Annotated in this window: 21 protein-coding genes; 4 read left to right on the forward strand and 17 right to left on the reverse strand. The window is 33.7% G+C overall.

Annotated elements, in window-relative coordinates; all coding sequences use genetic code 11:
- Positions 1-16 precede the first annotated feature (16 nt).
- From ACSVDA_RS18805 to ACSVDA_RS18835, 7 genes are all read right to left on the reverse strand, one after another.
- Complete coding sequence (locus tag ACSVDA_RS18805; protein ID WP_485885144.1) at positions 17-964, reverse strand: ABC transporter permease; 948 nt, start codon at positions 962-964, stop codon at positions 17-19.
- A gap of 1 nt (position 965) precedes the next feature.
- Positions 966-1,898, reverse strand: a complete 933-nt coding sequence (locus tag ACSVDA_RS18810; protein ID WP_485885145.1) for an ABC transporter permease — start codon at positions 1,896-1,898, stop codon at positions 966-968.
- A gap of 205 nt (positions 1,899-2,103) precedes the next feature.
- Positions 2,104-3,750 (reverse strand): peptide ABC transporter substrate-binding protein, encoded by a 1,647-nt coding sequence (locus ACSVDA_RS18815; protein ID WP_485885184.1) that lies wholly within the window; start codon positions 3,748-3,750, stop codon positions 2,104-2,106.
- Between the two features lie 649 nt (positions 3,751-4,399).
- A complete protein-coding gene (locus tag ACSVDA_RS18820; protein WP_485885147.1) occupies positions 4,400-4,792 on the reverse strand; it encodes a GNAT family N-acetyltransferase in 393 nt (130 codons plus the stop codon).
- A 15-nt stretch (positions 4,793-4,807) separates the two neighbouring features.
- Complete coding sequence (locus tag ACSVDA_RS18825; RefSeq protein ID WP_485885149.1) at positions 4,808-5,407, reverse strand: GNAT family N-acetyltransferase; 600 nt, start codon at positions 5,405-5,407, stop codon at positions 4,808-4,810.
- 336 nt (positions 5,408-5,743) lie between these two features.
- Positions 5,744-7,399, reverse strand: coding sequence for a DUF4179 domain-containing protein (locus ACSVDA_RS18830; protein ID WP_485885151.1), 1,656 nt, complete (start codon positions 7,397-7,399; stop codon positions 5,744-5,746).
- Entirely contained in the window at positions 7,377-7,943 is a 567-nt protein-coding gene (locus ACSVDA_RS18835; RefSeq protein ID WP_485885153.1) for an RNA polymerase sigma factor, read from the reverse strand. The genes ACSVDA_RS18830 and ACSVDA_RS18835 overlap by 23 nt, the downstream gene beginning before the upstream one ends.
- A 431-nt stretch (positions 7,944-8,374) precedes the next feature.
- Between ACSVDA_RS18835 and ACSVDA_RS18840 the strand changes: the two genes are divergently transcribed.
- Both ACSVDA_RS18840 and ACSVDA_RS18845 read left to right on the forward strand, forming a co-directional pair.
- Positions 8,375-8,842 carry a hypothetical protein gene (locus ACSVDA_RS18840; protein WP_485885155.1) on the forward strand — a complete coding sequence of 156 codons (468 nt, stop codon included), beginning with the start codon at positions 8,375-8,377 and terminating at the stop codon, positions 8,840-8,842.
- Between the two features lie 170 nt (positions 8,843-9,012).
- Positions 9,013-9,183, forward strand: a complete 171-nt coding sequence (locus tag ACSVDA_RS18845) for a DUF8096 family protein (RefSeq protein ID WP_320259622.1) — start codon at positions 9,013-9,015, stop codon at positions 9,181-9,183.
- Positions 9,184-9,487: 304 nt separating this feature from the next.
- Here the strand turns inward: ACSVDA_RS18845 and ACSVDA_RS18850 are convergent, their stop codons facing one another.
- Together ACSVDA_RS18850 and ACSVDA_RS18855 are read right to left on the reverse strand one after the other, a co-directional pair.
- The gene (locus ACSVDA_RS18850) at positions 9,488-9,850 is read right to left on the reverse strand and encodes an RNA polymerase sigma factor (protein WP_485885157.1); all 363 of its coding nucleotides are present in this window, start codon (positions 9,848-9,850) and stop codon (positions 9,488-9,490) included.
- 23 nt (positions 9,851-9,873) lie between these two features.
- Complete coding sequence (locus ACSVDA_RS18855) at positions 9,874-10,137, reverse strand: RNA polymerase sigma factor (protein ID WP_485885159.1); 264 nt, start codon at positions 10,135-10,137, stop codon at positions 9,874-9,876.
- Between the two features lie 90 nt (positions 10,138-10,227).
- Here ACSVDA_RS18855 and ACSVDA_RS18860 point away from each other — a divergent pair, with 90 nt between their 5' ends.
- A complete protein-coding gene (locus tag ACSVDA_RS18860) occupies positions 10,228-10,662 on the forward strand; it encodes a VOC family protein (RefSeq protein WP_485885161.1) in 435 nt (144 codons plus the stop codon).
- 1,125 nt (positions 10,663-11,787) lie between these two features.
- Here the strand turns inward: ACSVDA_RS18860 and ACSVDA_RS18865 are convergent.
- The 7 genes from ACSVDA_RS18865 to ACSVDA_RS18895 form a co-directional block, all read right to left on the reverse strand.
- Positions 11,788-12,225: an NUDIX hydrolase gene (locus ACSVDA_RS18865; protein ID WP_485885163.1), complete on the reverse strand. Its 438-nt coding sequence runs from the start codon at positions 12,223-12,225 to the stop codon at positions 11,788-11,790.
- 308 nt (positions 12,226-12,533) lie between these two features.
- Positions 12,534-13,817, reverse strand: a complete 1,284-nt coding sequence (locus ACSVDA_RS18870; protein WP_485885165.1) for a histidine--tRNA ligase — start codon at positions 13,815-13,817, stop codon at positions 12,534-12,536.
- Between the two features lie 1,067 nt (positions 13,818-14,884).
- Positions 14,885-15,304 carry an NUDIX hydrolase gene (locus ACSVDA_RS18875; protein WP_485885167.1) on the reverse strand — a complete coding sequence of 140 codons (420 nt, stop codon included), beginning with the start codon at positions 15,302-15,304 and terminating at the stop codon, positions 14,885-14,887.
- A 163-nt stretch (positions 15,305-15,467) separates the two neighbouring features.
- Positions 15,468-17,621: a peptidoglycan D,D-transpeptidase FtsI family protein gene (locus ACSVDA_RS18880; protein WP_485885169.1), complete on the reverse strand. Its 2,154-nt coding sequence runs from the start codon at positions 17,619-17,621 to the stop codon at positions 15,468-15,470.
- Between the two features lie 868 nt (positions 17,622-18,489).
- Positions 18,490-19,239, reverse strand: a complete 750-nt coding sequence (locus ACSVDA_RS18885) for a class I SAM-dependent methyltransferase (protein WP_485885171.1) — start codon at positions 19,237-19,239, stop codon at positions 18,490-18,492.
- A 365-nt stretch (positions 19,240-19,604) separates the two neighbouring features.
- Positions 19,605-20,516, reverse strand: a complete 912-nt coding sequence (locus ACSVDA_RS18890) for a hypothetical protein (RefSeq protein WP_485885172.1) — start codon at positions 20,514-20,516, stop codon at positions 19,605-19,607.
- Positions 20,500-21,033, reverse strand: coding sequence for an RNA polymerase sigma factor (locus ACSVDA_RS18895; protein WP_485885174.1), 534 nt, complete (start codon positions 21,031-21,033; stop codon positions 20,500-20,502). The genes ACSVDA_RS18890 and ACSVDA_RS18895 overlap by 17 nt, the downstream gene beginning before the upstream one ends.
- Before the next feature lie 512 nt (positions 21,034-21,545).
- On the opposite strand from ACSVDA_RS18895, the gene ACSVDA_RS18900 reads away from it, so the two are divergent.
- Positions 21,546-22,571, forward strand: a complete 1,026-nt coding sequence (locus ACSVDA_RS18900; protein WP_485885176.1) for a metalloregulator ArsR/SmtB family transcription factor — start codon at positions 21,546-21,548, stop codon at positions 22,569-22,571.
- Between the two features lie 128 nt (positions 22,572-22,699).
- On the opposite strand, the gene ACSVDA_RS18905 is transcribed toward ACSVDA_RS18900, so the two are convergent.
- A partial coding sequence (locus tag ACSVDA_RS18905; protein ID WP_485884303.1) for an IS3 family transposase occupies positions 22,700-22,781 on the reverse strand: 82 nt, incomplete at its 5' end.

Genomic DNA, 22,781 nt, shown 5'->3' on the forward strand with positions numbered 1-22,781 from the left:
TCATTTTTCTTCCCCCTTATTTTCGTAGGCGTGGATCAAGCGCGTCTCGTAAGCCGTCTCCAACAACATTAAAAGCAAAAATGGTTAAACATATAAATATAGCCGGGAAGAATAATTGCCACGGATAATATTTCATTGCTGGTACACCTTCACTTGCCATCGTTCCCCAGCTAGCCAGTGGCGCTGGTACACCAAGACCTAAATAGCTTAAGAAAGCTTCAGTAAAGATCGCCGCAGGAACCGTTAATGTCATTGTAATTAAAATGGGTCCCATTGAGTTAGGAACTAAATGTCGAGCTAAAATTCTTTTCGTGTTTGCACCTAGCGTTTGAGCTGCTAACACATATTCCTGAGACTTTAATTGTAGGACTTGCCCCCGAACGATTCTAGCCATATTAATCCAACCGGTTATAGACATCGCAATAATCATTGTTGTTAAGCCTTGTTCTAATACAACCATTAGTAAAATTACAACTAACAAATATGGAACAGCAGTTAAAATATCGGCGATACGCATTAATGTTTCATCCGTTCGCTTGCCAAGATAACCTGCTAAACCACCCCAAATAACACCGATAATTAAATCAATTGTTGCAGCCGCTAAACCGATGAACAATGAAATTCGTGCACCATGCCAAACTCTAGTAAACATGTCACGACCAAGACTATCCGTGCCAAACCAATGTTCACTTGAAGGTGCTTTATTCGCTTGGGTTAAATCATTTGTCGCATAATCATATGGGGTCAAGCTTGGACCAACCCATGCCATAATTCCGAGTACGAACAATAAAAAAACACCGAATACAGCTAATTTATTACTTTTAAAGCGCAGCCAAACGTCTTTCCAAAATGTAATGCTTTTCCCTAATTTCTCTGCTTCATGTGCTTCAGCATTTGTTCGTTCGAATAGTTCTTTAGGTAAGTTTTGTTGTATCGTTTGTGATTCATCTAATTGTCTATCCATATTAATCCCCTTTCCCTTGAGCAAGTTTAATTCGAGGATCAATTAATCCATACAATATATCTACTAAGAGGATTGAAACGAGTAACAGAACACTATAAAACACAGTTACACCCATAATTGTTGTATAATCGCGATCTGAAATCGAGCGAACAAAGTGGCTGCCTAAACCAGGGATACCAAATATACTCTCGATAATAAAGCTACCTGTTAAAATCCCAGCTGTTAGTGGACCCATATAAGAGACTACAGGCATTAAGGCATTACGAATGGCATGCTTGACGACGACAACGGTGTTTTTAATGCCTTTTGCCTTCGCTGTCCTTATATAATCTGAAGCTAACACTTCAAGCATGCTTGATCTTGTAAGTCGTGCGATAAATGCCAGCGGTGTCGACGCCAAAGCAATTGCAGGTAAGACATGATAAGAAAACGATTCAAATCTAGCGACTGGAAATAACCCCAATTTCATCGCAAATACATATTGTAGGACCGATGCAATTATAAAGCTTGGTACGGATATTCCTAATACTGCTAAAATCATCACAGAATAGTCTTGCCACTTATTATGTCTGAGGGCTGATATAACACCGAATAGAACACCAAAAGCCAATGCTAGAAAAATAGCCTCCAGTCCTAGTATTAACGACACAGGGAATCCATCCTTAATAAAATCATTTACAGATTGTCCGTTATACTTAAAGGACGGTCCGAAATCCCAGCTAGCTACTGAAACTAAATAATCAAAATATTGCTCATACCAAGGCTGATTAAGTCCATAATATTCATTTAGTTTTTCTAGAATTTCAGGTGGTGGTGGCTTTTCTGAAGTGAATGGTCCTCCAGGCGCTGCTTTCATAAGGAAAAAGGTTACAGTAATAATTACTAAAAGAGTAATTATTATAAATCCGAGACGTTTTAAAATATACTTAATCAAGGTTGTACACCTCCGCAACATAAAAATAAGTGACTCACAGCTAAAGGTCAGACCTACAAACACCAATTATTGTATAGTATCCGGGCAACATTCCCTATATACAATAATTGGGTTTATGGTCGGACCTTTCATGAGTCACCCTCGTTAGTTCACTTTTATACTAGTATATATCTATTTATATCGCTCACTATCATTTATCGATTGGTTATTCAGCTTCGAAATAAGCCCATTTATATTGTACGTCTCCTAATCCAGAAACTACAACGCCTTTTAAGCTGTCTTTCTTCACATACTTATTCGTGTAGTAGTAGATTGGAATTGCTGGCATTGCATCTGTTAATAGCTCATCAGCTTGTTTTAGAAGCTCTTCTCGTTTAGCAGGGTCTTGTTCTCTGTTAGATTCATCTAATAAACTTCTATACTCTGCATCTTCCCAACGAGTATTATTATTTCCACCAACTTCTTTGTATATTTCTAGGAAGTTCATTGCATCATTAAAGTCAGCTATCCAACCAATTCGAGCTACTTGGAAATTACCTGAATCTAATGCATCAAGATGAACAGCAAATTCTTGGTTAAACAATTCAACTTCTATACCAAGATTTTTCTTCCACATATCTTGGATTGCTTGTGCCACTTTAGCATGAGTATCATTCGTGTTGTACGAAAGCTCGATAGAAGGAAGGTCTTCCACACTTGCATAGCCTTCTTCCGCTAAACCTTCTTCTAACAGCTGTTTTGCCATCTCATAGTCCGCATTTTTAAAGTATCCCCCATCAGCTGCTTCAGGGAAGATAGTTGGTGGCACGTTACCGAATGCTGCAATTTCTCCACCTTGTGTAACATTTTCTACAATAGCTTTACGGTCAATTGAATACGCAAACGCTTGACGTATTTTTTTATTATTAAATGGTGCTTCTTCAGTATTAAATTTATACCAATATACTCCAGCAATTGGTTGAATCGTTAAACTTCCTTCATCTTTAAGAGATGGTAGTGCCTCTGATGGTAAACTACCGGTTGGTGAACCCGCCCAATCTAGCTCATCATTTTGATACATCGTTAATTCAGTATTTGCATCATTAATCATAATGATCTCAATTTTTTCTAGTGTAACAGATTCAGCATCCCAGTAATGTTCATTCTGTTCTAGCACAATTTTATCGTTATGCTCCCATACAGATAGTTTAAATGGACCGTTTGAAGTATAGTCAGCTCCAGCATCCAAAGCCCAGTCAGCATTTGCTTCAGAAACTTTACTATTCACTGGAAAATAAGTATAAAATGCAGTAAGTTCTAAGAAGTAAGCAGTTGGATTTTCTAGTTGAACTTCTAGTGTCTTATCGTCTAGAGCTTTAACACCAACTTCAGAAATGTCAATTTCACCTTTTCTAGCTGCTTCAGCATTTTTCACATAGTCAAGAATATAAGCATACGTTGATTCAGGATTTTGTAGCACCCATTTCCATGCATATTCAAAATCGTGTGCTGTTAATGTATCTCCATTGGACCAGGCAATTCCATCGCGGAGCTTGAACGTATATGTCAAGCCATCATCCGACATTTCATAATCCTCAGCCATTGCCATCTCTGGTTCGCCATCTTTACCGATTCGAGTTAAACCTTCAAAAGTTTGTAATAGTACTGTAGACGATACCGCATCTTCTGCTAAGCTAGGATTTAACGTACTAGGCTCAGAGTTATTATTAATGCGTAATACTTGATTTTCTGCAAGGCCTGATTCATTCGCTTCTGTTTCTTCTGTTGTTTCTTCTTCTGTTGTTTCGTTACTTTCTGTTACCTCTTCTGTCTCAGAGGTTGTTTCACTATTTCCGCATGCAGCAAATACCATTGTAAAAGCTAACAGCAATGTGAGAAGTAAATATAACTTTGTCTTCTTCAAATTGAATCTCCCCCTAATTGTAATTTTTTGTATGTAGTGGTAATAGCCCACTGAAACTATTATATTATTTACTGAAAATATTGTAAATTAATATTTTTCTTCTTTTTACAAATTTTATGACTTTTTTAGTCGAAAAATGACACATTAAACCAGTTGTTGTTAATGAAGAATATGGCACTAAAAAACTAATTAACTTTTATAGATGAAGACAATAGAGCCCCAACTAGCTTTCTTTATTCTAAGTGGTATTAAAAGAATATATTTTAGAATGATTAGATCTTGTCACGGGCAAAATTTCAAAATATTAATATGCCATCATCGAATAGGTCACCCTACAAAAAACAATCGAAAGATAGTCGACAGATTCCTTTTTAATAATAAAAACAGCAAATTCCCGATAAAAACATGTGCTCACAGCAATATTATTTGATTGTAAATAGGATTTTCTTAAACTTTAAACTAAGTTGCTGTAAGACATGAGATTGTTAAGTTAGCAGGTAATCTACTTTACTTAGTTAAATGATAAAAGACAATCCCTTGTCTTTAAATTACACTTGAATCCCACATTCTTTTCATATCAGTTATAAATACTATCAATCTATTTCCTTACCCATACCCCACCCGAACAATGAGTAAATCCACATTTCCTATAAAAATTCAAATACTTTTGATCATGTGTTAAAGTGATGATTTCCAAGCCAAACCTTTCTGACTCTCCCAATAATTCTCTTACTAGAGCTACACCAATACCCTGACATTGATAGTCAGGATGTACGAGTATATCTTCCATATATCCATGTTGTAAGCCCATACCTGAAACATAACCAAAAGCAATCAGTTTTTCTTTTTCATCACGAACACCAGCCCAAAAATTACAACGTTCAAATAGGGTAGGATAATCGTTATCACGCCTATCCCACCCTAAAACCTCTCTTAAATCTGGTACTTCATACCTAGATATAGCAGGGTTTATCTTTACTATGTATGTCACAATCTTCCCTCCAAGTTATTCCAAGTTAACAATATAGTTTTTTTCGCTTTCATTTTGTTGCAAATAATCTTCTAGTAGAATTCCCCAAACAGCACAGTCCTTGTATTGTTTTTTTGAATTGCGTATCATATGTCTAATTACTCCTTCTTGCACCATACCGACTTTCTTCATAATCCTACCAGAAGCAGGATTGTCTATGTTATGTGCTCCAGAAATTTTATGAATGTTCATATACCTAAAGCCAAACTCTACAACCGCTCGTAACGCTTCAGTCCCATAACCCTGATTCCACCATTTGTAACCTAGCGAATAACTTATTTCACAATTTTCAGTTGCATGATCAAAATTATATAAGTCTATTTCTCCAATTAAATCCCCACTAGATTTTAGTTTAATAGCCCAGTAACAACATTTTTCATTCTCATAATCTGATACAATCTTAGTTATTCGCTCAACGGCTTGTGAAACATTCTTATGTGCTGGACTTATCCGATTGTCACTTACTTTTTCGTTAGAAAGCCAATTAGTAAAAGCATCCTGTGCATCTGTGAGTTCAAACTTTCCAAGGATTAATCTGTCTGATTCTAGTTGTGGTGTTCCTGAATAAATAATCATTTGGCTCTCCCTCTTCAGAAAATTTTTCCTTTTCTACTCTTCTTTGATTTCTTCATTACCACTGAATAAATATTTATCATTATCACACATATATTGTGTCATTATCGAATTCAACAGCGTTCGTAACATCTATTCAACTTTAAAATCGGAAAGAACTTCATATTTATGTTTTTTCTTTAGGCTCTATTCGTAGATTTGAAAATTGATAATAACCAAATATTCACTGTAAAGTCAGAACCTTATTATTCCGTATTGAATAATAAGGTTCTGACCAGTTGTTATATACAGATAAAGTTGTCATGCTGATGAACTAGACTCTAATAAAGGGTTACAAAATCATTCTTCAATTTGATAAAGAGGAACCTGCCATTGTTTATCCAATTCATAAAAGCGTTTAACCGAAAGTAAATGTAATGTTAACTCTTTTGGAATCTCCTCCATATCGTACGCTCGAATGTCAATTGTCGTATTATAACGATCGTTTTTATCTTTTTTATTGAGAATTGATTTTGTATCGAATGTAGGATATACGTTGCCGTTATCATCTTCTATTATCCAATGAACGAACTCAGACGCCAACTCATCCTTGCCACCTTCCAATTCAATAGTGAAGTTGGTTTCTATTTCAATAGGAATAATAGCTTTTCGCAAAGAATATTCATTACGTTTTTTTGCTTTTGTAATTGTCATATAGTTTCCTTCATATTCAAATGTAACTGGATTTTTCTTTAACTCTTTAGGATTTATTGTTATCGAAAAATCTGAAGGGACTGTTTTTGCCACGCCGTCAAGCACAAAAGTCAGTTTTTCATCGTCGTTTGGAGGTGCGAATAACTGACGATAAGTTATATGCCCAAGTTGTTTTAAATCTGTTCCAGAAGCCTCAAGGGATTGGAGCCCTTTACCATCTGATGGAACAGAACTCTTTTGAAAGAAAGTATGATTTTCATATACAACTTTGTTTTGCTCATTTTCAAGATGGTATTGAACATCAGACCCATATAGTGTTAAATCACTAATGATGTCTTCACCATACTGTTCTTCAAAATTTTGTATATTTTCTTCAACCTTTGCTAATTCTTCCTCCGTAAATGATGTTTCATACAGTAGTTCATATGATGATGGAGCATAGCGTGTTTCCTTCATCGTGATCATCACTCCATTATAGGTAGTACTTACATCATTTAAGGGTAATGTATGAGTTAATTGTAGACTCTTTGTTAAGTCCACTGGAACATCTAGCTGCCAATTGCCCTTTACACCATTAATATTAGATATGTTAAATACTAACGTGAACGCCTCTCCTAATTCCTCGTATTCTCTTAAAGGGAATTCAATAAACCCATAATCATCTTCACGCTTCATCCAACTCTTCCGTTCCATAGGAATAATTTTGCCATTTTGAATGATTGCTGAAATGTCATTGTCCATATCCTTAGGATGGACAGACCAGTCAATGTCATAGTCAATTATTTTGCCATGCTCATTTATCAATTGATATGATATAGCTAGACGAGAAGGATCTGCAATGACATCTTCAACTTTAAATGTTATATTTTGATCAGTAACTTCAAGGTTTACTCTTTCACCGACACCAGCTTGGGACGCCATTCTTAAGCCATCATCCACTTGATTTGTAGAAAACAGCCCACCAATTAATTGAGCAAAGCTAGGCTGTAATACCGCACTTAAGCTTACAGTTAAAATGATGCCTGCTACAGTGAGCATGATTCTTTTTTTAGTCGACCTCTTCTTGCGAGTAACCTTCTGTTTGTATGGTTCTAACTGGTCTAGAACGGTGGAAGCAAATTGATCAGGTAGTGTAGGTGTTTGTAATGTTTCCTTTATAAATCTTTGCTCATCTTGAAAAGCATTTACGACATGCTGACAATGCACACAATCTTTTAAATGATGTTGAATTGTATTGTGTTCTTGTATCAGAAGTAATTGATCTACATACTGAGAAAGTTTATCTGTCGTTGGACAATTCATAGAAGTAATCCCCTCCTTGTTTTACAGTACGTCTCATCTTGCTCTTTGCCCGATGAAGTTTATTTCGAACAGTTGATAAAGGCAAGTCTACCAGCTCACTTATTTCGTTATAGCTGAGTTCATTTACATACCGTAACAAAATAACCATACGCTCATCTTCTTGTAACGTTTCGATTAAGCGTTCAAGCTGCCTTTGTTTCTCTTTTTTCAAGAAAATGACTTCAGGATCATTCATGTTTAATAGATCTCCTTCGTTGATTTCAACCTGCTTCATCTTATATCGCTTCTTCCTAAATTCGTCCATACAATGGTTAATAGCCACTCGATACATCCAGTTAGAAAACGAACCTTGGCTGTCATATTTATGCAACTGATGATACACCTTTATAAATGCCTCCTGCACTAAGTCTTGTGCGTCTTGTGGATTTTTTGTCATCCGTAGAATCGTTGCAAATAACGAATTTTTGTATTTATTAATAATGTGTGCGTAGACTTGTTTATTGCCACTTAGCACTTCTTCTACCCATTTCAGTTCTTCTTCCATAATGACCTCCTGACAAGTTAAAACGATCATGCGCATTTCTCGATTCTTCTATCATTTATAATAACGGGTATATGAGTGAAATAATTTCAAATAAACATAAAAAATTCCTTAAGTTAACATATTTTTATAGAATAGGGTGTATTTCACATTATACAATTGAAATGGTCATAAAGAGTTTAAAGTAGGGGGTTTCATAACACGACTCAAGAAGGTGAAAAACCTATATTTGCATTAGTGGAAGCAAGCGCTGAAACAGGAGATTAGATTTTGTTATAAGGATCATTACATGTGATAAAACTGATATCTATACAATAATTCTCCATTTATATTAATGATTTAATCATCAAAAACAAAATACTTTATTAGCATATAGTATACTAATACGTTATAACGAAAAATATTATATAAGTTAAATAGAAAGGAGATAAAAAATGAAAAAACTAATGTATACTCCTATCATTTTTTTCGTACTAATTACAGCTGCATGTTCTAATAATCAAGTGATTGAAAGTGAGCCACCAATTGCACTAATTGAGATAAACAATAAACAGTATGAAACAATACTAGGGAGTTACTGTTGGAAAACTTCAAAAAGCTCAAACATTTGCGTTGACACTGCTGGGCCAGTGGAAATGTTGGAAGGAGAAACACCTATTGAGGTAAGGTCAGGCGAAGTAGTAAGGTTTGTCATGCATTACGAACCGAAGCCTACCAAAATCCATGTAACACAAATTGAAGGTGTTAAAATTTCTGATGTTATCGTAGAAGATAACACCTTTTTCGCTCCAATGAGCAAAGGAATTTATTATTATAGCTACGGTGTATGGTGGATGGATAAGGAAAATACAAATGTATCTGATGGTAGTGCTCTTTATAATTTTGTGTTAGAAGTGAAGTAAACGATATATTTAGTAGTCTTCTAACATTACTTCAAATGGTTATTTTCATTGTAAGAGTACCTAAATTTGTTATAAGCTTTTTACTACTTATCCTATACATAGTCATATTTAAATTTGTGTGTAGTTTTGATAAAATGTATTCATAAAATATAATTGATTGAGGTAATGAAATGACAGATCATACAGAGATAGATTTAAATAAAGTATACGATTACAAGAAATACCCTGACAAAGTAAGTGGTCGTTGCGATAATTGTAACTCATCCATTTTTAAAAGTTCTGCAAAGGACTATGTTTTTATACGTGAATGTACGAATTGTGGAATGAAAAAAAGCATCTAGCCTAGAGGCTGGGACAAAACCCAATTAAAATGAAGAAACCGCACGAAATCAAATTTATAAACCTTGATTTCACGCGGTTATATTTTTGATTATTGTATAAAAATCAGTTAGATTTGAACTTATGTCCCAGCCTCTTTTTGTTTTTCCTAAGGAAGAATTGAAAAAAATAGCTATCTACCCTGTCCTCTCTAATTTCTATAGCTAAGTTTGCATGGTAAGATACAACGAAAATTAACTACAATGACTATACTAAATAACATCCATGACTTTTTACATTCATATAACCTACTTACTCTTACGCGAATCATAGCGAAGATAGCAGCTCGAGTATATTTCCATCAGGATCTATCACATGACATACAGACTGACTACTACTTCTCCTTACTTTAAAGTTACGGGCTTCAAGTAATCTGTAATAATAAAAGATTTTGTTAGCATTGGCCTCCTTTATTGCACTAGAGAGCCCAACAATGATTTGATGGTTTTGAACATTAACATCTGCATTAGATTTTGGAGATGATTTTAGTCTCTTTCTTGACCGATGTAACGCAGTTTTTATAGATTCGTTACTTATGCGAAGCATTGAGCTTAGTTCTTTTATCGTATAACCAAACACGTCTTTAAGCGTTATGAGCATAGCTTGTTTTAACGGTAAAGATACAAGCAATGATTCAATTAAGTTATCGTATTCTAAAAAATCATTCGTCTGATTATGAATCTCTTCATTGAAATAAAATAAGTCTCTTTTTTTCTTTTTTCATCTATAAAAAGGTTTTTAGCCACAGTATAAAGAAAAGCGTATGTAATTTCTCGGTTAGGTTCTGAGTCTCTCAACCTATAAACCTTTAATAAAGTCTCTTGAACAAGGTCTTCTGCCATCCATGTTGAACCTGTTAGTTTCAAACAGTATTTATATAGTTTTGTGATTGTTAATGCTAAATTGTCAAATACCATCTAAAACCCCCTCAAAAAAAATAAAATTGTTGTAACCTTTTTACCATTATAAACGTTATACTTAGGAATTTATATAAAAGGAGAGATTTGATGATGCAAGTTGGAAGTATATTTATCCCTGTAACTAACATTAAAGAAGCGACAAAATGGTATGAAAAGTATTTAGGCGTTAAGAAAATTAACGGATGGGAAGATGGTGCCGGTTTTTATTTTCCAAACAGTTCAACTCAATTAGCCCTTGTTCAAGTTGAATCTCCACAACCAACTGAATTTATCATTAAAGGGAAGAAAAAAAATGTCTATTTTAATTTTGTAGTTGAAGATATTAATTCAGTTTTTGACCATCTTCATAGTAATGGTGTTATAACTACAGACATTGAAGATTATGAAGGAATGAAAGGTTTTGAATTCTTTGATTTAGATAATAATACATTTAGTGTTGTTAGTGAAAGTATTGACTCACCTTTTCATATTGAAAACGTTAAAAAGATTCAGGAGATGAACAAAAAGACATTAGAAAGTTAATAGAGTGTCCAATGATCAAAAGAGGCTGGGACAAAAATATTTTAACTAAATAAAAGCCGAACAATGGTTGTAGTTCTAGTTACGCCGCTCCTGAAATATACTCCGCTTTCCACGGGAAACTGGCAAGCCTCCTCGTGCTACGCTCTGCGGGGTCTAGCCGTTGCTTTTCATCCCGCAGGAGTCTACGTATATTTCATCCGCTAAGTTATTACTTTGTTCGGAATTTTAGTTAAACACTTAAGTTATGTCCCAGCCTCTTTATTAAAACAGCGTTGTTTCCATATCTCTTCTACTTTGATATTAAACTACTCGTAGCTTAGAAGGTAGGCATCATTTATCACTTATGACTCCTCCTTAGCCTTTTCACGCGAACTAAATCTCACCCAAGAATGCCATTTTATATATTTTAGATGTATTAAATATGACACCCAAATCATAATGACGAATATCATTCCTCCCACATAACTATTCCGTGAGTTCCTAGAACTTTTTTTCAGTTGAAAAATCTAATAACAACTGTTTAAGTTCAACAATACCACAAATTATTAGCCTCTCCATTTGCAAATACAAAGTATGGATTAGATTATGATTTTTTCAATATAGGAAGGATATATATCTTTATCAGAAATTTGTTTCCATGTGTAAACAGACAGATATTCCGATATTGAATTTTAAAGCTGTCTTCACATTATGATAAATCTCATGTTCGTTCATTTTCAGTTTACAAGTATTCACATGCTAATTTAACAGGAGATGCGTTTGAAAGTTCCAATTATGTACTTCTTAATCATGCTTTTAATCGACCTTTGGCAAGAGGAAAAATTCCGTCTTAAGAATGAAGCCTAAACAACCTTTCGATCGTATTTAAAAATGACGCATCAGTTTATACTTAAATCATCAAAAAACAAAGGGTGATGATCTTGTTAAAAAAATGGTTTACACGCCATCTAAAACATGCATCTACAATAGATTTATATAATGAAATTGAACGAGGGAAGCTAGAGATAATGCTCAAAAATCATGCTTGTCGATTATATTTAAGATATTAGATAGCAAGATTAATAAAAATTATACAACTTCTATTTCCATTCCTTCTTCACCTTTTTCCAATCAGTCAACATATATTTAGTCCTTATGACTGACTCTACCTCTAAGTAAATAAGGGGCTGATGATTTACTTTTAATCAACCCCTTTTCGTTTGTAATATGTACATATTGCTCTGCTTTCGCAGATTCCATCCAGGTGATTTCTTCAATCTCATCAGGCAATGATATGCCCATTTCTCCACCTATTATTTTTCCCCTAAAAGTAAAAAAAACAGCGTGGTTACCACTTTCTTCAAAGAATGCTTCACTTATAGAAAATATGCCGTCTAATTCTACGACAAACCCTGTTTCTTCTCTAACTTCACGGATTGCAGCATCTTGCAGGGTTTCTTCTTGTTCTACTGCCCCTCCTGGTAAAGTATAGTAAGAGGTCTTTTCGCCTTTATTTTTAACTAGTAATACTTGTTCGTCATGCTCATCAAAGATGAGTACGTATGCAACGTCAACTCTTTTCACCGTTCGTATTTCCCCCTTAAGAAATAGTAGTATCATTGAATGGTATAAAGCTATTTTTTCTTAGGAGATCTCCTTACACAATATCCAGCAGATTAAAATCTGTTCGTGTAGATCTTACCAATGGAAAATAAATATAATCATACCCTTCCTTACCCATTTTAATCATATTCTTACATATTGACCTTGTCAAACTGCGGCATATTTAATCGGAAGCAGCAACATATAACCTTGGCTTGTAACAGAGTATACCCCAATCTATACCGCTCATTCACTGTTTATATGGTTGAACCATTGATAATATAAGAAGTTTAACTTTTAAATTGAAAAGCTTCGAACTTCTCTTCTCCTGAAGACATATTTTTTATTTTTAGGTGATTTTTCTTCACTTCATCTTCTCCGACAATAATTACATTTGGTATTTTCTCTTTATTTGCCTTATCAAGCGCCTTTCCTAATTTTTTGTTACTCATTTCCATTTCAACTTTATAACCTTGATTCCTTAAATAGTTGGCTACTAACAAGCATTCTCTCTCAGTGTTTATTGGTACTAAATAATAATCTATATCCGTCTTGTCAGTTAGTTTCTTAGACTGACTCATAGCTGTATATATGATATCTAAACCAAAGGAAATTCCGACTGTCGAATATTTTTCATTCGTTCCAATAAGTCCACCAATTGTATTGTCATATCTCCCACCACTCCCGATGCTCGATTTCAGTGATAAATCAGATAAAAAAACTTCATAGATCGTACCTGTGTATATTTCTAACCCTCTTGCTAAAAATGGATTAAATTCACATCGCTCACTAGCATCATATAATTCCAAATAATTATCAAGCTCTTGTAATTCATTGAGCCCTTGTTTTACTCGTTCATTTTGTTCGGAGTATGATTGATAGTAACTGTAGCTTGTATTATTGTTAGCAGTGATAAATTGTTTTATCGATTTAATCGTTAACTTCGACAGTCCTAGTTCATCAAGCTCATTTATTACATTGTCTAAGCCAACCTTTTCAAGCTTATCTAATATCACCACAACTTTATTAATCTTTTTTTCCTCTGTTTGAAATACTTCCAATATGCCAGTTAGTAATTTTCTATTGTTATATTGGATAGTGATATCTAAATCAAGTTGGCGGAAGGCATCCAATGCCATGATTATTAATTCAGCTTCAGCTAATTGTGATTCTACTCCAACAATATCAACATCACACTGCGTAAATTCTCTAAGTCTACCTGTTTTTATAGGTCCATCCCTGAATACTTTACCTATTTCATATCTTTTCATAGGCATCCTCAAATTCGGATTCAACGCAACTACTTTGGCAAACGGTATCGTGAGGTCATATCTTAAAGCCAAATCTCTTGCTCCTCTGTCAGATAATGTATACATTTCTTCTAATATTTCAGCTCCACCCCCATATTTTGAAGCAAGTAATTCCGTATAATTTAAAATAGGTGTCTCTAGTGGTTTGCATCCGTATTTGATAAATACATCTTCTAACGTTCTTTTAATATCTCTTCTTATTATCTCAGCACTTGGTAAGTAATCTTTTGTTCCTTTGACATTTTGATAAGCCATTTTTTTCATTTTTTTTCCTCCATTAATTAAAGTAAGTTGTTTTCTTATTAAGACACACATACACAACTAGAGTTCGTTACATCTTTTGTTCGTACAACAATGACCATCAATATAAAACCACTTTTTGGTACTAATTTGATACCAATTGCAACAAATCTTTTTAAAGAACCTTAACTAGTGTTTAAAACGATGGCGACATATCCTTTTGTAAATAAAGGCTGTTATCACATTAATTGTTACTTTCCTATTAAGTACTACACACGAATATAACTAATACTCCTGGCATTTTTTCTTCTCTAAATACTATAAAAACCACATCATTTGCTCAAATTTATGTAACAAAAAGCAACAATGTTTACGATAAGAACCTAAATAAAAAAACCGCATCTGAGATAAGTTGTTAACTTAGTCAAATGCGATTTATTAAGTAATAGCCATCCTATGTACGATTTTTTGATCGTATAGCACGGCTAAATGTTATGATGATGAAACTGTTCGAATGAAATAATACTTATAAAATAGGTCATGCTTACCACCTCTAATTTCCAGTTACTATATCATACTTCATTGGTAGTATCAAATTATTTTTTCTTAATTTTTTGATTTTTTAACACATTATACTGTAACTCATATGTATCAGCCTTCATCATGTCCTGAAAATCATATCTGTATTATGAGTCAAAATAGGTCATTAACATAAACGTTTCCATAAGTACCAATAATTGGCTTTCTTACCGTTAAAATTAGTTAGAAGTCTTCTAATGGCGTATAGCACGATTATATACAACTCTAATAGACTCCCAAGCTGACAGGCCATAATTAATATTCCCATACATAATTTGTAATTTTTGAGATTATAAGGTGCAAACAGTTTACAAAGTAATATCAAGAATACTTTGATAAAGCGACATACTATAATAAATGATGTTATTTGAATTACTTAGTGAAAAATTAATACCACAGCAGTACATTCATTAAAGTTATATAACGTTGGTGTGTTGATTGATATCGGATCGCTTATACAATATTCAATAGCAATTTTTAAAAATTAAGTTAAGGGAGCTTAGTTGCAATGTTCAATCAAAGACAAGCTTTAAATAATCTCCATGTCCTCTAATAAGTTCAACTTCATTTTCTGAAGAAATCCAGAAAAAATGGAACGTTAGTCCTTCTTCCTCACCCCCGCCTGTTGGCTCGTAGTCCCATTCATTTGATGCAGTCGTTGCAGAAATTTTATAAAAAAACCGATGATGTATAGCACCGTTATCATTTTCCCATAAGTCTTCCGCAATTAAATATTCAACATGAAAGTTTTTCAGTCCAGTCTCTTCTTCAATCTCTCTTATTACAGCATGATAAGTATCTTCATGTGGTTTAACTGTGCCTTTTGGTATTTGTATTCCTGCTTCAGATATTGGGTGTTGAAAGACTAAAACTTGTGTTTTTCCTTCTTTCATTCTAGTAACATACCCATAAGCTTTTTTTATCGGTGTCAATATTGGAATCCCCCTATCAAAAAGGTTGATTTGTTTGCTCTATGCAGTTATACATAAAACTGAAAAAGAAAATTCTAGTACTATTTAAAATGACTACCTTTAAAATTAATATGAGGGGCTAATGTATAGACTTTTCCATAACTTAGCCCCTCTCTCTTAATCATTACTCATTTTCATCTCCACTTGTGGAATCGGTTAATTCAGACTCAACCTCATCGATAACTTCTTGTTCCGTACCATTGGCTCTTTGTTGCTTTAAATTGAAGTATTCATCTAAAATTCTTTCGCCTATGTTTAAATTGATGAAAGTATTACTATTCCCGTAGTCTGCAGTAGGCGCGACTACCGAAAATGCAACCTCTGGATTGTCATAAGGTGCATAACCAATAAGAGTTAAATTATGAGCATAAGCTACATTTTCAGACATATCTACATCTACTTGAGCGGTTCCTGTTTTCCCAGCTGGTTTATAAGGTTTGTCTCCAAAAGAACCGACAGCAGTACCTCTAGATTCTTGCATTACTTGACGAAACCCCTCTTGCACTTGTTCAATATACTCTTTTTTCATATCAACTCTATTTAAGATTTCAGGTTCAAATTCCTTTAAAATAGGACCAAGTCCATTTTGATTAGCAGATGGTTGATGAATATCCTTGACAATTTGTGGTTTTACCCTGTAGCCACCATTAGCAATAGTAGATACATATTGTGCTAGCTGGAGTGGTGTATACGTGTCATATTGCCCAATAGATAGATCCAATAATAAACCTGGGAGTTTACCTGTTCCAGCAAACCCAGTTTGTTCACCAGGTAAATCAATCCCTGTTTTTACCCCTAGTCCAAATTGACTAAAATAATAGCGAAACGTATCAAAAGCAGCTGTATTTATATACAATGGCTTTCCATAAGCATAATTACCTTCACCTATCTCAATGGCAGTATAAAACATATAGACATTAGAAGATCTTTTAAGCGCATCAAGGTCATTTACAGGACCTAACTCTTTATATGATCCTTTCGGTAAACCATTAATATTCAATGGACTATCAATAAAGGTTGTACCTGGTCTAATTGCATTTGTTTCAAAGCCTGTTAACACTGTCGCACCTTTTACTGTTGAACCCATCTCATACGACAATTGAAAAGTTCCCCTAGCAAAATCCAAAAATTCCACTTCACCTTGATCATTTTTCACATATTGCTTCCCAGCTAATGATAGTACTTCACCAGTAATAGGGTTCATCATAACGACAAAGGCACGGTCTAAAAATGCAGCTCCAGGTTTGCTTTTTGCAGTTACTAATTCCTCTTCAATAATTTTTTCAACCGCAATTTGCAAATCCATATCAATAGAAAGAACAAGATCTTTACCATTTGCACCTTCTGTAATAACTTCCTGATTAAGAGGGTTACCTGCCTTGTCTGTAATATTTTTAACCTTCTCTTTTTGACCATGTAGAACATCTTCGTATTGCTTTTCAATATAGCTTTTACCTACACGGTCATTACGACTATATTCCTTAGCAACATAATAGCTCGCTACTTCAGAAGGTAACCCTTCCTTTGATGATGTAATATTTCCTAATACTGTTCGAAAGGTATCATCATACGGGTATTCACGCACCCAATCTGTAGTCGTATCTACACCTGGTAATTGTGATAAATGTTCACTTACAACTGCATATTCCTCTTCAGAAACTTCATCATTCTCATTTTCACTGTTACTTTTTACAATTTGTGGTGTCAGCGCATAACCGCTAAATTCACGATAAATTGCAAGCACCTCAAGCTCCTGACCTGTAATTGTTGCAAGCTCCTCTTCAGTAATTCTGTCAAGCTGAAGCCTGTATATATCTGTTGCTTCAAGATCACCATCATCTAGCTTCTTTAATTCTCCATCTGTTACTTTTTCTAAAGCTTCTTCAGGATGAGTTAACATCCAAAAGTCTTTTTTATCACGTTCAGTAACATCTTTAGTATCTTTGTCAATGAAAATTGCTAGATCTCTCGCAACCTTAAGGCGCTCCTCGGCTGATGTACCTTGATAACCAGTATATGTAATTGCGTTTAACGGTAAATTGTCTACAATGACTTTACCGTTTCTATCATATATTTTCCCTCTTGGAACAGACGCACTTACAGTCACCTCTTCTTTTTTTTCAATTTCACGGCGATAATCTTCCCCATATACGATCTGAGTAAGTCCAAGCTTTAAAATCAATGTTGAAAATAGCAAAAAGACGATAAAAAATAACACATTCAATCGAAATGGGAGATGATTCCTTTTCTTCTTATTGTTTTTCTGTTTCTTTTTCATCCATGCACCTACTATAGTTATTTTTCCATTATTTTCAAATTCACAAAAGGATAATTTACTCTAAAAGCCCATTCAACTATACGAACAAAACATAGCGTTGAATTTAAAAGCCGTTGAATGTATCCATTAGTAAGGATACTTACAATCACTTATGACTTTTATATCTAATTTCTTTTTTTACTTTAATGCATATGTTGTTCTAAGAAGGGAGCCACGATTTAGTTTAAACTACTGTGTTATCCCACTCTCTCATTCGAGTACCTTTCACTATTAAATTTGTAAATTGACGAACCCTGAGTTTATCCAAATGATGATGATGATAGAAATTCGTAAAAATTTTACTCATACTCCCCCTTTTATAGAAAACTTCTCATATTGTTTGACGAGTAATGTGATTTATAAGTTGCATAATTAAGTATAAAAATTACTATAACAGTAAAATTTTGATAAGTTTATCATTTTGAACTGACATAGTTTGAAAGAATAGTGTAAGTATAAAAAATGAATTGACAGAATTCATTCAGAAGACTTATAGGAGGTTATAGAAGGTGATCTTATAAAATATCAACTATATTATTCAAATAAAATAATTGGGCTTAACTTAACGACCGATTACATCATTGAATTCCAATATGTAATTTGTGAACGACATATTGGGATTTATCATTAAAGAATCAAATTCCGATACTTGTCACCAAGATGTTCACATGAAAAACCTCCATATTCGATTAAGGTTTGTTCCCTTTGCTGAATATGGAGATTCACTCTTAAACATTGATCTTTTAATAAATAGTAAGCTTCTCATAGGTAATAGGCAGCATAATTTATCTCAGAATGAATGCGTCTATAGTTATAAAATTCTATTCTATTATTTAGTTGCTATTATGAGAAATCGCTTAGAATTCGAACAAATTCCTTTACTAGTATTATTTTGTTCTATAAAGTCCTTCAATATATCTAAGTCTTGCTTTTCCTCTCCAAATCTAGGAATAATAGGTGTATGCTTTAACAGAAAAATAAGGTCTTCTGGTCTGTCGTAATAAACAAAAGCATTTTCATCGAAGGTTTGGACATTTGAAAAACCTGCTTTGATTAATTCTTGTACATAGCTTTCTTGTAATGTTCCATCCTCTTCTCCAAACGATTGTCCGCGACCAAATGCTGTTTTTAAATTTAGTTTGTCGCCTTCACTGACTTGTTGAGTTAAAAAAATTCCGCCTTTCTTTAATACCTTTGAAATTTCCTTTGCATTAAATGGGGCATGACAGCATGAAACGATATCAAAAAATTCTGCAGGAAATTGTAAATTATCCGATGGTAATTGACAAAATCGTACATTTGAAACATTTGATTTCGCAAGATTTGCTTGAGCTGTTTCCATCATTCCACTAGATATATCTACTCCAACCAAGAAATTTGCTGAACGAGCAATTTTCAACACATTTTCTCCGCCACCTGTACCAATATCAAGCAATACATCAGAACGTTTGCACCTTTTCACTACTTCATCGTAAAAATGCCACTTTACTCCTTCTGAAGAGGACTTCAATTTACTAAAATCCCAACCATTTACTTTTCCAACTTTGTCATAAAAATCTTTATATTCTAATTCATTCATTGTTATAAATCCACCTTTCAAATATAAAAAGCCAAGGCACATAGACTTACTCAAAAAACAGTCCAGTGCCTTGGCTTTAATAAGTATATTAATGACTTTCGACACTGTTCAAAGATTTCGTTTTCGACAAAAGGGCAGACTTCACCCTTGATGGCTGGTACGCGTTTTTTACCCAGCCCGAAAACTAATTACTTCGAACAATACGATAAGACATTTCATTCACCCCGTTTGAAAGATTATATTTATTATAATTGAAACAACTATTATTTTAAAGGTATATTTTAATAAATTTTCCAATTGTACAGTATTAAGTCTAGCTATACTAATTTTTTTCATTAATAACAAGCTTTGCATAACTTATATAGCTACTCGTCTTGATCATGGTAAACAAACTCATATGCTATTTCTTTACCATCTAAAGTGATTGATAATTCAGTATCAAATCTTCCATCAACAAATGTATAAGTAAGCCCGTTAACAGATCGCAGCTGCCAATCTCCTGATCCATTAACAATTTTATCTACGTAGTCAGAATATACTGTATTCGAAGCATTTGGCCAGTAATAATGTTCTTTCTCACGAGAAATGGAAACCGGCTCTAACCCAGCAGGATACAACAAGTCATCATAGCCGTGTGTGACATAGAGCTGTTCATTATGAACATATGGTTCTTTTCCTTTAAGCTCTAATGTGGACACTGCGTGAAAAATTTCAGCATATTCAAGCTTAGGGTAATCAAATGTAATGTGAATCCAATTCTCATCGGTAAATGCAACAAAGAAGTGATAGCGTAACGCAACATCCATCATCTTAACATGCTCAATATACATAGTCATAGGATAAGGAAAATTCTCAAGCGTTTCATTCACAAACATTGGTAATGAATGAACCAACTCTTGTTTCTCCTCTTCAGAAACTTCTGTCACCGTCCCTACTTCAACTGGATCATCTTTCCTATAAAGAAGAATATCGTCACCACTTTTTTCGGGATAGACATCTGTTAACATCCAGCTGAGCTGATTATACTCGAATGATTCTTCATATGCCGTTCGTGGCTGCTCACTTTCTTGTAGAATTAGCCATAAAAAACTTCCACAAATCAATAGTAGGATAGTGGCAGCTATGAAATTTTTCAATAGAAATGGCCGTCTTGACGTGTGGACAACCTGATGATCTTGAATTGATTTCAAAAGCCTTGTTCGCATCTTATCTTTTTGATTTTTCGTTGGTCCAATTTGTTGGAGCAGCTTCCATTGGTCGTCAAAATGTTTGTTCAATACGGCCGCCTCCTTCTTCGATTCCTTTCATTTTTTTAAGTGATTGCAATGCTCTTGACAATGTTTTACGTACTTTTGCTTCGGACCAGCCAAGACTTTCTGCAATTTCTCTTGTTGAACACTCCTCCACTTTCTTTAAAATAATTACTAGTCGGTAATTTGGTTTTAACTGTTGAATAGACTCCATTAATTGCATGACCGCTTCTTTATTTTCAATATACTGTTCGATATTTATAGTTGAAGGAATTTCTTTAACAACCGAAACAAGCCTTCTTCTCTTTCGTTTGCGAATTTCATCAATTACTAAATGCTTGGCAATACTGAACAACCATGTTTTTATATTCGAGCGATTACCAAATTTGTCATATGAAATATGCGCACGTACGAATGTGTCATGAACTAGATCTTCACAGCATTGTTTATCACCAAGCATAAAGAAAATAAAGCGGTACACGTCATCATAATATTTTTCGTACCAATCCATTACAAGTTGCTGCTTATCTTCGTTCAATCCCATCATCACCTTCTTTTCCTGTTTATACTTTATCAGTCGTTTGAAAGTTCAATTTGTGACACCTGTAAACAAATTTTTCTAAATAAAGATTATGCAATTTTCACTCATTCCTTCAGTTAAACTAATTTTTGACCATATTCATCTTCTGAAGTGTTGTGGTGAATCATGGCATAAAGGTGAAGAAACGTAGATTAATAACTAAGACACTACGAATATAACAATAAATTCTAACAATGGTATATTATAACTTAATTGACTTACCCTAATTCAATAAAATTAACAATAATAGATACCATAACCAATATGTAACAAGCTAATTTGTATGATGTTTTCATTTGATAATTCTGCTCATGCATTACTCAAATGTTCAACTTTTTTCCTTAGAAAAGCTAGTGATCATCCTTCTACTTTCATGAATCATATCTATCTTTAACTTAATAGAGTTTTATTTGACATTTATAAGATGAATATTTATGTTAAGAGTATATTAACAAATCATACTGTGAGGTCATTAAATGGCATTTGAACAAAATGAAAATAACAATCCAATAGCTGTTGATCATTTTTCTTCACCAGTCGTTGAGTGCGTGGGATTATTATCTAGCTTTATTCAACCAGCACATCACACCACATTCGAAGAAGACCACAATCAATTAAAGAGAGAACTTGGTGAAGACTCGCTTCAATTCGTTACTGAGTGGAAAAAGAATACAACTTGGGACTTAATGCAGTTATTAAATTTTTTACTACCTTGTCCAGTCTATAATGACGTACATTATTTTGTACAACAACTAACCCATCTAAGTACTGAAGACTTTCTATACCACTTTTTTGGCGAATCACTTAGTGAATCACAAATTTACGATGGGTTATATAATCCTGAAAACACCAAACATTTTACTGAATGTATTCCAGAGATGTTTGAGGATAATGAATCCTTTAGTAAACAGTTTTTTATGAATATTGAGTTCTACCGAGATGAGATATGTAAATTAATCGTTGATGTATACAATACAACTATTTTTACTACAAAGCTAACTGAGCATGAAGTACTGTTCACTTCATCTATTAATTCGGTAAAATCAAAGAACATGAAACCATTACCTTTAGCACAATACATAATGGGGAAACCCTTCAAACGACTAAGTAACTATGAGTCTTTTTTATTTATTCCATCGTTTTACATGACGCCACATAAAATAAGAATATTTAACGTTCATACTTGCTTAATTATTTATGGATGTAGTGATACGACAAGAGATATTATTAATGAAAGTAAATTATTAGAAAAACAACTTAAATCACTTTCAGACAGTAATCGGTTATTGATATTAAGATTGTTACGAGATCGTAAAGAATACGGAGCCAAACTTGCTCAGTATATAGGTGTAACTACTGCAACAATATCACATCATTTAGAAATATTAAAAAAAGCTGGATTTATTATAGAAGAAAAAATTGGTAATATAAAGTACTTTTCATTAAATCAAGAGCATTTTGATTCCTTCATGGATGACTTAAATAAATTTATTAAACGATAAGTCAAGAGTGATTACTCTTGGCTTTTTTATTTTGACTGCTTTCGCATGGATTATTGTTTTTCGTATAAAAAATAAAGACGTATACAACTAGATGAAGTGACCCCAAAAAGTTAGACACGTTATTAAATTTATGCAACTTTGGCATGAGTTCGGTATTGTACTGGGCTCATGCCATTTAATTTACCTTTTATCCTTTTATGATTATAGTAA

This window comes from Cytobacillus sp. Hm23 (genome assembly GCF_051842895.1).
Taxonomy (GTDB): domain Bacteria; phylum Bacillota; class Bacilli; order Bacillales; family SM2101; genus Nanhaiella.